The sequence below is a fragment of the Pantoea sp. GW821-FHT03E06 genome, from assembly GCF_059420725.1.
The window spans coordinates 2,149,746-2,162,294 of record NZ_JBWKUG010000001.1 but is presented as its reverse complement, the minus strand read 5'-3'; the positions used below and the strand labels follow the sequence as shown (position 1 = coordinate 2,162,294).

Annotated in this window: 12 protein-coding genes; 10 read left to right on the top strand and 2 right to left on the bottom strand. The window is 50.4% G+C overall.

Going from position 1 to position 12,549, the window contains the following annotated elements; genetic code table 11:
* Window positions 1-38: 38 nt before the first annotated feature.
* From topA to acnA, 5 genes are all read left to right on the top strand, one after another.
* Complete coding sequence (topA, locus tag AC07WB_RS10040; protein ID WP_345829606.1) at window positions 39-2,636, top strand: type I DNA topoisomerase; 2,598 nt, start codon at window positions 39-41, stop codon at window positions 2,634-2,636.
* Window positions 2,637-2,828: 192 nt separating this feature from the next.
* Window positions 2,829-3,803, top strand: a complete 975-nt coding sequence (gene cysB / locus AC07WB_RS10035) for an HTH-type transcriptional regulator CysB (RefSeq protein ID WP_007892425.1) — start codon at window positions 2,829-2,831, stop codon at window positions 3,801-3,803.
* A 494-nt stretch (window positions 3,804-4,297) separates the two neighbouring features.
* On the top strand, window positions 4,298-4,456 hold the full coding sequence (locus AC07WB_RS10030; protein ID WP_097097209.1) for a YmiA family putative membrane protein: 159 nt from the start codon (window positions 4,298-4,300) through the stop codon (window positions 4,454-4,456).
* Between the two features lie 3 nt (window positions 4,457-4,459).
* Window positions 4,460-4,639 carry a YciX family protein gene (locus tag AC07WB_RS10025; protein WP_097097210.1) on the top strand — a complete coding sequence of 60 codons (180 nt, stop codon included), beginning with the start codon at window positions 4,460-4,462 and terminating at the stop codon, window positions 4,637-4,639.
* A gap of 447 nt (window positions 4,640-5,086) precedes the next feature.
* Entirely contained in the window at window positions 5,087-7,768 is a 2,682-nt protein-coding gene (gene acnA, locus AC07WB_RS10020; protein ID WP_494940445.1) for an aconitate hydratase AcnA, read from the top strand.
* Between the two features lie 34 nt (window positions 7,769-7,802).
* On the opposite strand, the gene ribA is transcribed toward acnA, so the two are convergent.
* Window positions 7,803-8,396: a GTP cyclohydrolase II gene (gene ribA, locus AC07WB_RS10015; RefSeq protein ID WP_097097212.1), complete on the bottom strand. Its 594-nt coding sequence runs from the start codon at window positions 8,394-8,396 to the stop codon at window positions 7,803-7,805.
* Window positions 8,397-8,625: 229 nt separating this feature from the next.
* Here ribA and pgpB point away from each other — a divergent pair, with 229 nt between their 5' ends.
* The 5 genes from pgpB (at window position 8,626) to yciH (ending at window position 12,233) form a co-directional block, all read left to right on the top strand.
* Window positions 8,626-9,390 carry a phosphatidylglycerophosphatase B gene (gene pgpB, locus AC07WB_RS10010; protein WP_400455973.1) on the top strand — a complete coding sequence of 255 codons (765 nt, stop codon included), beginning with the start codon at window positions 8,626-8,628 and terminating at the stop codon, window positions 9,388-9,390.
* Window positions 9,391-9,518: 128 nt separating this feature from the next.
* A complete protein-coding gene (locus AC07WB_RS10005; protein WP_097097214.1) occupies window positions 9,519-9,824 on the top strand; it encodes a LapA family protein in 306 nt (101 codons plus the stop codon).
* 6 nt (window positions 9,825-9,830) lie between these two features.
* Window positions 9,831-11,000 (top strand): lipopolysaccharide assembly protein LapB, encoded by a 1,170-nt coding sequence (gene lapB / locus AC07WB_RS10000; protein ID WP_494940444.1) that lies wholly within the window; start codon window positions 9,831-9,833, stop codon window positions 10,998-11,000.
* Window positions 11,001-11,202: 202 nt separating this feature from the next.
* On the top strand, window positions 11,203-11,910 hold the full coding sequence (pyrF, locus tag AC07WB_RS09995) for an orotidine-5'-phosphate decarboxylase (protein ID WP_494940443.1): 708 nt from the start codon (window positions 11,203-11,205) through the stop codon (window positions 11,908-11,910).
* The gene (gene yciH, locus AC07WB_RS09990) at window positions 11,910-12,233 is read left to right on the top strand and encodes a stress response translation initiation inhibitor YciH (RefSeq protein ID WP_494940442.1); all 324 of its coding nucleotides are present in this window, start codon (window positions 11,910-11,912) and stop codon (window positions 12,231-12,233) included. Before pyrF ends, yciH begins: the two co-directional genes overlap by 1 nt.
* Window positions 12,234-12,306: 73 nt before the next feature.
* Here the strand turns inward: yciH and osmB are convergent, their stop codons facing one another.
* On the bottom strand, window positions 12,307-12,525 hold the full coding sequence (osmB, locus tag AC07WB_RS09985; RefSeq protein WP_097097218.1) for an osmotically-inducible lipoprotein OsmB: 219 nt from the start codon (window positions 12,523-12,525) through the stop codon (window positions 12,307-12,309).
* Window positions 12,526-12,549: the final 24 nt, after the last annotated feature.

The window sequence follows — 12,549 nt, the reverse complement described above, 5'->3', positions numbered from 1 at the left end:
CCCGTTTATCAGGACGTTTCATTTAGGTAAAGGTACATATGGGTAAAGCACTCGTAATCGTTGAGTCCCCGGCAAAGGCCAAAACAATCAATAAATACCTCGGTAATGACTACGTGGTGAAATCCAGCGTCGGTCATATCCGTGATTTGCCGACCAGCGGTTCAACTGCCCGTAAAAGTGCCGACGGGGAAAAGGCGAAAACTGGCAAAAAGGTTAAGAAGGATGAGAAAGCCGCATTAGTCAACCGTATGGGTGTTGATCCCTGGCATGGCTGGGAAGCGGATTATCAAATTCTGCCTGGCAAAGAGAAAGTGGTTGCTGAGCTGAAAAACCTTGCTGCTGATGCCGACCACATCTATCTCGCAACCGACCTTGACCGCGAAGGGGAAGCCATTGCCTGGCACCTGCGGGAAGTGATTGGTGGCGATGACAAGCGTTTCAGCCGCGTGGTGTTTAACGAAATCACCAAAAATGCAATTCGTCAGGCGTTTGAGAAGCCGGGCGAGCTTAATATCGAACGTGTTAATGCCCAGCAGGCTCGCCGTTTCATGGACCGCGTCGTCGGTTACATGGTGTCGCCGCTACTGTGGAAAAAAATAGCCCGCGGTTTGTCAGCCGGCCGCGTACAGTCTGTAGCTGTTCGTCTGGTGGTGGAACGCGAGCACGAGATCAAAGCCTTCGTGCCGGAAGAGTATTGGGAGATCAATGCTGATTTTGCCACGCCGAAAGGTGCCGATCTGGCGATGCAGGTTACGCATCAAAATGATAAGGCGTTCCGCCCGGTCAATCGTGAGCAAACTCACGCTGCGGTCGCTATTCTGCAGAAAGCGCGTTATGAAGTGCTGGATCGTGAAGATAAACCGACCAGCAGCAAACCCTCTGCACCTTTCATTACCTCTACGTTGCAACAGGCAGCCAGCACGCGTCTTGGCTTCGGTGTGAAGAAGACCATGATGATGGCACAGCGTCTGTATGAAGCCGGCCACATTACTTATATGCGTACCGACTCCACCAACCTGAGCCAGGATGCGGTGGCGATGGCGCGTGGCTACGTTGAAAGCAGCTTTGGTAAGAAATATCTGCCAGAAGCGCCGAACACCTATGCCAGCAAAGAGAACTCGCAGGAAGCGCATGAAGCGATTCGTCCTTCAGATGTGAATGTCGTGGCAGAACAGCTGAAAGATATGGAAGCTGACGCACAAAAACTGTATCAGCTGATATGGCGTCAGTTTGTTGCCTGCCAGATGGTACCGGCGCAGTACGATTCCACCACGCTGACCGTGGGCGCGGCTGAATTCAAATTGAAAGCCAAAGGGCGCACGCTGCGTTTTGATGGCTGGACGCGCGTGATGCCTGCGCTGCGCAAGAATGATGAAGATCTGACGCTGCCACCGGTTGATGTCGGCGACACGCTGGATTTGAAAGAGCTGATGCCAAGCCAGCACTTTACCAAGCCGCCGGCGCGCTTCAGCGAAGCTTCGCTAGTGCGCGAGCTTGAAAAGCGCGGAATTGGCCGTCCATCGACTTATGCATCAATTATTTCGACCATCCAGGATCGCGGTTACGTTCGCGTAGAGAACCGCCGCTTCTATGCTGAAAAAATGGGTGAGATTGTCACCGATCGTCTGGAAGCGAACTTCCGCGAGTTGATGAACTATGACTTCACCGCGCGCATGGAAAACAGCCTCGACCAGGTTGCCAATAACGAAGCCGAGTGGAAAGCCGTGCTCGACTCTTTCTTCAGTGATTTCAGCCAGCAGTTAGACCATGCTGAAAAAGATCCGGAAGAGGGTGGCATGCAGCCGAACCAGATGGTATTAACGTCGATTGATTGCCCGACGTGCAGCCGTCCTATGGGGATCCGCACTGCCAGCACCGGTGTTTTCCTGGGTTGTTCTGGCTATGCTTTGCCGCCTAAAGAACGCTGTAAGCAGACCATTAACCTGATTCCGGAAAATGAAGTTCTCAACGTGCTGGAAGGCGATGATGCCGAAACCAACGCGCTGCGCGCACGTCGCCGCTGCCAGAAGTGTGGTACGGCGATGGATAGCTACCTGATCGATAATCAGCGTAAACTGCACGTCTGCGGTAACAACCCAGAGTGTGATGGCTACGAAATCGAGCAGGGCGAGTTCCGTATCAAGGGCTATGACGGTCCTGTTGTTGAGTGTGAGAAATGTGGTTCTGAAATGCACCTGAAAATGGGGCGTTTTGGCAAGTACATGGCTTGTACCAATGATGATTGTAAAAATACCCGCAAAATTTTGCGCAACGGTGATGTCGCCCCGCCAAAAGAAGATCCGGTGCCGCTGCCAGAGTTGCCGTGTGAAAAGTCAGATGCTTATTTTGTATTGCGTGATGGCGCAGCTGGCGTATTCCTTGCTGCCAATACCTTCCCTAAATCGCGTGAAACACGTGCGCCTTTAGTGGAAGAGCTGCAACGCTTTGCCGATCGTCTCCCTGAAAAGCTGAAATATCTGTCGGAAGCGCCCGCCGCCGATCCGGAAGGTAATAAGACGATGGTACGTTTTAGTCGCAAAACAAAGCAGCAATACGTTTCATCAGAAAAAGACGGCAAAGCTACAGGCTGGTCAATGTTCTATATTGACGGCAAGTGGCAGGAAGCTAAGAAGTAATCCTCCAAGGCCAGCGTCTGCTGGCCTTTCTCTTATCCTTATAGCTAATCGTTCTACATTCTTCCCTTAACTGATATAGTAGTTATAGAACTCTTTTCGTTTCGCTGACTCGCTTTCCCTCCCTCTGCTGTCATCAAGGCGGAAACACGCCTGCAGGGAATGCACCTCTGTCGCTACCAGGAAGATATAACTATGAAATTGCAGCAGTTGCGTTACATCGTCGAAGTGGTCAATCACAATCTTAATGTCTCATCGACCGCCGAAGGCTTATACACTTCGCAACCCGGCATCAGCAAGCAGGTACGCATGCTGGAAGATGAGCTCGGCGTGCAGATTTTTGCTCGCAGTGGTAAACATCTGACTCAGGTCACGCCAGCGGGTGAAGAGATTATTCGTATTGCGCGTGAAGTGTTATCGAAGGTGGATGCGATTAAATCTGTCGCCGGTGAACATACCTGGCCAGATAAGGGATCGCTCTATGTCGCGACGACGCACACACAAGCACGCTATGCGCTTCCTGGCGTGATTAAGGGTTTCATTGAACGCTATCCACGCGTCTCGCTGCATATGCACCAAGGCTCGCCGACACAAATTGCTGAAGCGGTTTCCAAAGGGAATGCGGATTTTGCTATTGCCACTGAAGCACTGCATCTGTATGACGATTTGATTATGCTGCCTTGCTATCACTGGAATCGCGCCATCGTTGTGACGCCCGATCACCCGCTTGCGGGCAAATCAAATGTGACGATTGAAGAGCTGGCAGATTTTCCCTTAGTCACTTACACCTTCGGTTTTACCGGGCGTTCAGAGCTGGACACTGCATTCAACCGAGCAGGATTGACGCCACGCATCGTATTCACCGCTACCGATGCGGATGTGATTAAGACCTACGTGCGTTTAGGCTTAGGTGTGGGGGTTATCGCCAGCATGGCAGTAGACCCCATTGCCGATCCGGATTTGGTGCGTATAGAAGCTTCAGAGATCTTTACCAATAGCACGACTAAAATTGGCTTCAGACGCAGCACTTTCCTGCGTAGCTATATGTATGATTTTATTCAACGTTTCGCACCTCATCTTACGCGTGATGTGGTGGATGCTGCGGTAGCACTGCGTTCTAATGAAGATATTGAAGCGATGTTCCGCGATATCAAATTACCTTTCAAATAATTACCTAACTCATTATTTTGCCAAGGTGTCCAGTGGGCACCTTCGGAATCCCATAGCGCTTAGCGCCACGAGTAGATCAAAAAAATTCCATTATTTTTATGTAAATGAAACATGGGTCACATGTTTTTCTATTGTTAGTTATTAAATGCGAATCAGTACACAATTTTTACCTTGCTACTTTGCAGCACGCCAGGAATATTCCCATACTCCAGTTAAGAGTTGATGGAGAAGGGCTTTCTAACTGGGTTAGCGAATTAAACTCAAATTTAAAGTGGATCTAATTTGGTGCTAACTCAAATTTACAATGTAACTATTTAATTAATAGTTATCGTGGCAATTAAATTTATCTCATCAATTTTTTGTGTTTTGATAAATAGCGTTAATCGTTGTGCTCAATAAAAATAACTGGATTTTCGGTCTTAACAAGTTTAGGATTCGTCCTAAATCTTAATCGTTGTCATCAATCGTTTTATTGAGAGTGATTATCAAAAACTATGAACACGAGAATAACTGTCCAGCCGGATTTCCGGACTAAAAGCACCAAAGTTGAGCGTTCTGGTAACACTCGTCGCAAGGCTTGGTTGACTGTCTTCGCTGCTTCAGCACTGTTCTGGGTAGTGGTGGCATTAATGATTTGGCGTATGTGGGGTTAAGCCATGTGGGCAAATACTCTTAGTCGTAAACATCCGGTTGCTGCGCGTCAGTCGCAAACGCCAGCATGTAAAGTTAAAGACGTTGTTTCGAAAGAACCGCAAGTCACCATTCCTGCATCGTGGGAACTGAGTGAGAATCAACGTAATTTTATCGAATCATTCATGGATCCGAAGTCCAAATAACGCAGTGTGCATTCCGCTCTTTATAGCGCTATTTAGTCCCTCATTTTGCCGGATTATCCGGTGGGCAAGTTAAAAGCCCGTCCTTTAACACTCAGCATTAAAAAAACGGTGTCATCAGTACAACGCTGACGACGGTGGACTTTTTTTGCCCGGAATCCGGGAGGGAGTGAATCATGAACCTCAATACAACAACCTTATCCTGGTTTGGCGTATATACCTTTTCGTTTGCTTTTTGGGCAGCAGCCTTTTGGGCAATGATGTAATCCCTAACGCAAATTAAAAAATGAATTACTTGAAATGCCCTGACAAATGTCGGGGCATTTTTTATTACGTTAAAATGTGTCAATTCGTGTTGTTATCAAAACGTTAACGAAAATGTGGTCTATCTTTAAGCTAAACCTTGCAGTCACTGAGGTTTAAAAAGAGATCTACTTACATGGAGGCGCTATGTCGTTAACGTTACGCGAGCACAGTCAGGACACGCTGAATGTTCGGGCAAAAAAATATCACTATTACAGCCTGCCGAAAGCAGCTCAGCAATTGGGCAACATCGATCGCTTGCCCAAGTCAATGAAAGTCCTGCTTGAAAACCTGTTGCGCTGGCAAGATGGAGATTCGGTTACGGCCGAAGATATTGAAGCACTGGTAGCATGGCAAAAAGATGCGCATGCCGATCGTGAGATTGCTTATCGGCCAGCCCGTGTTCTAATGCAAGACTTCACCGGCGTTCCCGCCGTAGTGGATTTAGCCGCTATGCGTGAGGCGGTAAAACGCCTTGGCGGTGATGTCGCCAAAGTGAATCCGCTCTCGCCAGTTGATTTGGTCATTGACCACTCCGTTACCGTCGACCATTTCGGCGATAATAAAGCCTTCGACGAAAACGTACGTTTAGAAATGGAACGCAACCATGAACGCTATGTTTTCCTGCGCTGGGGCCAGAAAGCCTTTAACCGCTTCCGCGTTGTACCACCGGGCACCGGCATTTGTCATCAGGTGAACCTGGAGTATCTCGGCAAATCCGTGTGGCATGAAACGCAAAATGGGCAAGAGGTTGCTTACCCCGATACGCTGGTTGGGACCGATTCGCACACAACGATGATCAATGCGCTGGGCGTATTGGGTTGGGGGGTGGGTGGCATCGAGGCCGAAGCGGCGATGCTGGGCCAACCGGTCTCTATGCTCATTCCTGATGTGGTCGGTTTTAAACTCACCGGCAAATTGCGTCCCGGTATTACCGCGACCGATCTGGTGCTAACCGTCACTCAAATGCTACGTAAGCATGGCGTAGTCGGTAAATTCGTTGAGTTTTACGGCGATGGCTTAGCAGACCTGCCGCTTGCCGACCGCGCCACTATAGCCAACATGGCGCCCGAATATGGCGCGACCTGTGGCTTCTTCCCCGTTGATGAAGTGACGCTTAGTTACATGACGCTCACCGGTCGTGACCAGGAGCAGGTAGAGTTGGTTGAAGCCTATGCTAAACAGCAGGGAATGTGGCGTAACGCTGGGGACGAGCCTGTGTTTACCAATTCCTTAGCGCTGGATATGGGCGAAGTCGAATCCAGTCTGGCTGGACCAAAACGTCCACAGGATCGTGTATCGCTTGGTGATGTTCCTGATGCTTTTGCTGCCAGTAATGAACTTGAAATCAATCAGGCGCAAAAGCCACATAAAACCGTGAGCTATCGCGACAGTGAAACCGGTAAAAGTTATCAGTTAGATGATGGCGCCGTGGTGATTTCTGCTATTACGTCCTGTACGAATACTTCTAACCCAAGCGTGTTGATGGCTGCGGGGTTGCTAGCGAAGAATGCAGTTGAGCGCGGACTGATGCGTAAACCCTGGGTTAAAGCTTCGCTGGCGCCTGGTTCGAAGGTGGTTTCTGATTATCTGGACGTCGCGCAATTAACGCCTTACCTGAACGATCTGGGCTTCAATCTGGTCGGCTATGGTTGTACCACCTGTATCGGTAACTCAGGCCCATTGCCTGATGCTATAGAAAGCGCCATCAAAGAGGGTGATCTTACGGTTGCTGCCGTGCTCTCTGGTAACCGTAATTTTGAAGGTCGTATTCATCCCTTGATTAAAACCAACTGGCTGGCATCACCGCCGCTGGTGGTGGCGTATGCATTAGCGGGCAATATGAAGCTCAACCTGCAATCCGATCCGCTTGGAAAAGATCGGCAGGGCAATGATGTATTCCTGAAAGATATCTGGCCGTCGCCTGAAGAAATTGCAGCGGCGGTGCAAAAAGTGACCAGCGATATGTTCCACAAGGAGTACGCTGAGGTCTTTAACGGCACGCCTGAATGGCAACAGATCAAGGTCAGCGAAGCGGCAACCTATGATTGGGACGGCGATTCCACCTATATTCGTTTATCACCCTTCTTTGATGATATGGAGAAAACGCCGCAGCCAGTACAAGATATCAAGGGCGCACGCATTCTGGCGATGCTCGGTGACTCCGTAACAACTGACCACATTTCGCCTGCGGGCAGCATCAAAGCGGAAAGTCCTGCCGGACGCTATTTACTCTCGCACGGCGTTGAACGCACCGATTTCAACTCATACGGCTCGCGTCGTGGTAACCACGAAGTGATGATGCGCGGTACATTCGCCAACATCCGCATACGCAATGAGATGGTGCCGGGGGTGGAGGGAGGTTACACCAAACACTTCCCCAGTAACGAGCAGCTAGCGATTTATGACGCGGCGATGAAGTATCAGCAGGAAGGCGTACCGTTAGCGGTGATCGCCGGCAAGGAGTATGGCTCAGGTTCCAGCCGTGACTGGGCTGCAAAGGGCCCACGCTTGCAAGGCGTGCGCGTGGTTATTTCCGAATCGTTCGAACGTATTCACCGTTCCAATTTGATTGGCATGGGCATTTTACCGCTAGAGTTTCCCGCAGGTGTCACTCGCAAAACGTTAGGATTAACCGGTGAAGAGTACATTGATGTGGCGAATCTGGCGCAACTTAAGCCAGGTGGAACCGTGACGGTAACGCTGACACGCGTGGATGGGAGTAAAGAGACGCTGGAAACGCGCTGCCGAATCGATACCGGCAATGAGCTAACCTACTACCAGAACGATGGCATTTTGCACTATGTGATACGCAACATGCTCAACTAAAAAAAAGCCGGGATTTCCCGGCTTTTTTATCTGCTCAAGATTTCGGTAGCAGATGACCCATCTTTTCAGCTTTGGTATCAAGATAGTGGGCATTTTTTGGATTACGACCCACAACCAGCGGTACACGCTCTACGATGTTGATACCGGCTTCACTGAGGATCTCAACCTTGCGTGGGTTATTCGTTAGCAAGCGCACTTCATTGACGCCCAACAGTTTGAACATATCTGCACACAAGGTGAAATCGCGCTCATCCGCGGCGAAACCGAGTTGATGATTCGCTTCAACCGTATCGTAGCCCTTATCCTGTAAGGCATAAGCACGAATTTTATTCAACAAACCAATGTTGCGGCCTTCCTGGCGATGGTACATCAAGATACCGCGCCCCTCTTCAGCGATAGCCGTTAACGCGGCCTCCAGCTGAAAGCCGCAGTCGCAGCGTAAGCTGAACAGGGCATCGCCGGTCAGGCATTCGGAATGGACGCGTGCCAGTACCGGATTGTGATCGCTAATATCTCCATAAACCAGCGCGACATGGTCGTGCCCGGTTGCCAGTTCTTCAAAACCAACCATAAGGAAATCTCCCCATGGCGTGGGCAGTTTGGCTTCTGCTACCCGTTTAAGCTGCATGTGACTCTCCAGAACCTTCAGAGGATGCGCTATCATCATGATAACGCACGGGCCCAGGTGGCCCGATGAAACTTACGCTATTGTGCCACAACCCGAACTCTCGCCGTTAATCGGTCACAGTGATTGTAGTGATAAAGCACAATTATCCAAGCCGCAATGGGTATGTTATTCTTTTTTCAGCTAAAGTTATGCATGCCGCGCGTGTTGCAGCAGATCTTAAAGGAAGCGAATGTTAAACATCATCAAGCGGACCACCTTCGGGGCGTTTTTATTATTGCTGATGCCCGTGGGCGTGTGGATATCGGGTTGGCAATGGCAGCCAGGAGAAAGCAGTAAGATACTGCGCCTGTTGTTTTGGATGACGGAAACCGTAACCAGCCCATGGGGGATTCTCACCAGCATTATTCTCAGTGCCTGGATGCTGTGGTGCTTACGTTTCCGTCTCAAACCCGCGATTTTGCTTATTCTCATTATGAATGGCGCAATTCTTGCCGGCCAGTACACCAAAACCTCCATTAAAGAGCATGTCCAGGAACCTCGACCCTATGTGATTTGGCTGGAAAAAAGCCATGGCATTAGCGGCGATGAGTTCTATCAGCTGCATCGTACCGAGCGCAGTGAGATGGTTTCAACCTTATTGGCCAATGATACGCAGCTGCCTCAATGGTTAAAAAATCATTGGGCCTTTGAAACCGGCTATGCATTTCCTTCCGGGCATACCATGTTTGCAGCCAGCTGGGCGTTATTGGCGATCGGCCTGTTATGGCCACGCAGGCATATTAAGACGGTCGCAGTGTTGTTTATTTGGGCAACAATGGTGATGGGAAGCCGCCTATTACTGGGTATGCACTGGCCGCGTGATGTAGTTATGGCAACAATCATTTCCTGGGTACTGGTGACGCTAGCAACCCTGTTGGCCCAGCGTTTTTGCGGCCCTCTAACGGTTCCCCCCGCAGAGCAGAAGGAGATTGCGCAGCGCGATGATGGATTGTAATTACGCTATTTGTCCCCATATGATTGATTGCGCTTGCAGAAAAATGCGCTAACTGATGCGGGGATAAGCAGCATCAATGGCGCTTTTTTGGCATACTTCTCTTGGATAACCTCTCGACAGGATGCATTGTGAAATATTTGCTAATTTTTCTCGTGGTTTTGGTCATTTTTATTATCTCCGTTACGCTCGGAGCGCATAACGACCAGGTCATCACTTTTAATTATCTGCTAGCGCAGGGCGAATTTCGTATTTCTACTTTACTCGCCAGTCTGTTTGGCGCCGGGTTCCTGCTTGGCTGGGCGATTTGTGGTCTGTTCTGGCTACGCATACGCGTATCACTGGCCAACGCGCAGCGAAAACTAAAGCGTATTCAGGCGCAAAATGAACAAGCTACTGCTGTGACAACGTCACCTACTGTTAGCCGTCGGGATTAATTTTCGATGCTTGAACTGCTGTTTTTGCTTCTTCCTGTTGCGGCGGCGTATGGCTGGTATATGGGCCGCCGCAGTGCGCATCAGGATAAGCAACAAGAAGCGAATCGCCTGTCACGTGAATATGTGGCGGGGGTTAACTTCTTACTCTCCAATCAACAGGACAAAGCGGTTGATCTCTTTCTCGATATGTTGAAAGAGGACAGCGGCACAGTTGAGGCGCATTTGACGCTGGGCAATCTGTTCCGTTCGCGAGGCGAAGTTGATCGCGCTATTCGTATTCACCAGGCATTGATGGAAAGCGCTTCGCTCAGCTACGAACAGCGTTTGCTGGCGATCCAGCAACTTGGACGTGATTATATGGCAGCGGGGCTTTACGATCGCGCCGAAGACATGTTTGGTCAGCTGGTGGAAGAAACGGATTTTCGCATTGGTGCGCTCCAGCAACTGTTACTGATTCATCAGGCGACCAGCGACTGGCAAAAGGCCATCGAAGTGGCCGAAAAACTGGTTAAACTCGGTAAAGACAAACAAAAAGGTGAAATCGCCCATTTCTATTGCGAGCTGGCATTACAGGCGCTAAGCAGTGATGACCTTGATCGTGCAATGACGCTATTGAAAAAGGGTGAATCAGCCGATCATCAGAGTGCGCGCGTTTCGATCATGATGGGCCGTATTCTGATGGAGCAGGGCGAGTACGCCAAAGCTGCCATCCGATTGCAGCGCGTGCTGGAGCAGGATAAAGAACTGGTAAGCGAAACCTTGCCTATGCTGGAAACTTGCTATCAGCGACTGAATCAAGCCGAAAACTGGGCCCAATTTTTACAACGCTGCGTTGATGAGAACACGGGCGCAGCGGCAGAACTCTATCTCTCCGACATCCTTGAGCAGCAGCAAGGCCCAGAAGCCGCGCAGTTATACATCAATCGTCAGCTGCAGCGGCATCCGACAATGCGCGTATTCCATCGCCTGATGGATTTCCACTTACATGAAGCTGAAGATGGACGCGCGAAAGAGAGTTTGATGGTCCTGCGTGACATGGTAGGTGAACAGATCCGCACCAAACCGCGCTATCGCTGCCAGAAGTGTGGATTTACGGCGCATGCACTGTACTGGCATTGTCCATCCTGTCGTGCGTGGTCTTCCGTTAAACCCATTCGTGGACTCGACGGCCAATAGTGGCCGTGATGTTCTTTTTATAGCGCGATATAGTTACAACATACAACAGGGTTTACGCTTTTGCGACTCCTCAACATCGTGCATAGGCTCGTCAGTCAGGTTCGTTAGATTTGGTAGCGTGATTGTGGTCACCGTTCTGCGCAGGTAGAATGCTTGCCGTTTGTCCATCGCGCCTGCGGGTGCCTGTCACTGAGGAAACGTTATGCCTGTAACCACTTCACCCATTCTGGTGGCTCTCGACTATCATGATCTCAACAGCGCGCTGCAGTTTGTTGACCGCATTGATCCAAGCCAGTGTCGGCTGAAAGTGGGCAAAGAGATGTTCACGTTATTTGGTCCTGCACTGGTGGAGCTGCTGCAGGAGCGCGGTTTTGAAGTGTTCCTCGACCTCAAGTTTCACGATATCCCAAACACGACGGCACATGCTGTGGCAGCCGCTGCCGATTTAGGTGTGTGGATGGTAAATGTTCATGCAAGCGGTGGCGCGCGCATGATGAATGCGGCGCGTGAAGCGTTAGTACCCTTTGGGAAAGATGCACCATTGCTGATTGCCGTCACCGTGTTAACCAGCATGGATGAGAGCGATTTGAAAGGTCTGGGTATTACACTTTCCCCGGCTGAGCAGGCAGAGCGCCTGGCGCGTTTAACCCATGATTGCGGTCTGCACGGCGTGGTTTGCTCTGCACAAGAAGCCGCGCACTTTAAGCAGGTAATTGGCAAGGATTTTGCGCTGGTAACGCCTGGCATTCGGCCCGCAGGCAGTGATGCAGGCGATCAGCGACGCATCATGACGCCGCAGCAGGCTAAACTGGCGGGTGTGGATTATATGGTTATTGGTCGTCCAATTACCCAATCCGCCGATCCGGCAGCAACCCTGCAGCAAATCCTGCATAGCTTACAGGAGGCATAATGGCTCAGGACAATCGACTGGTATATTCGACGGATAGCGGTCGCATTACGCACGAAGACGAGAAAGCGCCGCGACCAAAAGGCGATGGCATTGTACGTATTCAGCGTCAGACTAGCGGTCGCAAAGGAAAGGGCGTTTGCCTGATCAGCGGTATCGATCTTGATGATGCCGCACTTGAAAAGCTCGCCGCTGAATTGAAGAAAAAATGTGGTTGTGGTGGTGCGGTAAAAGAGGGCGTGATCGAAATCCAGGGCGACAAGCGCGATGTGATTAAGACGCTGCTGGAAGCCAAAGGTATGAAAGTAAAACTCGCCGGCGGTTGAAACAGTTCGGGCCACGTTATCGGTGGCCCGTTGATCGGTAGATGCGCTGCGTAGCCTGCGTATTATTGTTTTATTACTTACTCACCTGATGGCCGATGATACCGCCGACGGCCGCGCCGCCAATAGTACCGAGCCCGCTACCGTTGGTTAGCACGGAACCACCAATGGCACCCGCACCCGCACCAATTGCGGTATTGCGATCGCGTTTCGACCAGTTGGAGCAACCGCTCAAGGCAACAACTAAAGTGGTAGCCAGTAAGGCTGCGGTTAAACGTTTCATTGTTGTAGTCATTCACTTCTCCTTGATTGTTAACAC

Bases quoted from the DNA above. Each gene is read 5' to 3' on its own strand.
- AC07WB_RS10025 (WP_097097210.1), top strand. From the start codon at position 4,460: ATGTGGGCAAATACTCTTAGTCGTAAACATCCGGTTGCTGCGCGTCAG.
- AC07WB_RS10030 (WP_097097209.1), top strand. From the start codon at position 4,298: ATGAACACGAGAATAACTGTCCAGCCGGATTTCCGGACTAAAAGCACC.
- lapB (WP_494940444.1), top strand. From the start codon at position 9,831: ATGCTTGAACTGCTGTTTTTGCTTCTTCCTGTTGCGGCGGCGTATGGC.
- cysB (WP_007892425.1), top strand. From the start codon at position 2,829: ATGAAATTGCAGCAGTTGCGTTACATCGTCGAAGTGGTCAATCACAAT.
- ribA (WP_097097212.1), bottom strand. From the start codon at position 8,396: ATGCAGCTTAAACGGGTAGCAGAAGCCAAACTGCCCACGCCATGGGGA.
- acnA (WP_494940445.1), top strand. From the start codon at position 5,087: ATGTCGTTAACGTTACGCGAGCACAGTCAGGACACGCTGAATGTTCGG.
- pgpB (WP_400455973.1), top strand. From the start codon at position 8,626: ATGTTAAACATCATCAAGCGGACCACCTTCGGGGCGTTTTTATTATTG.
- pyrF (WP_494940443.1), top strand. From the start codon at position 11,203: ATGCCTGTAACCACTTCACCCATTCTGGTGGCTCTCGACTATCATGAT.
- osmB (WP_097097218.1), bottom strand. From the start codon at position 12,525: ATGACTACAACAATGAAACGTTTAACCGCAGCCTTACTGGCTACCACT.
- yciH (WP_494940442.1), top strand. From the start codon at position 11,910: ATGGCTCAGGACAATCGACTGGTATATTCGACGGATAGCGGTCGCATT.
- topA (WP_345829606.1), top strand. From the start codon at position 39: ATGGGTAAAGCACTCGTAATCGTTGAGTCCCCGGCAAAGGCCAAAACA.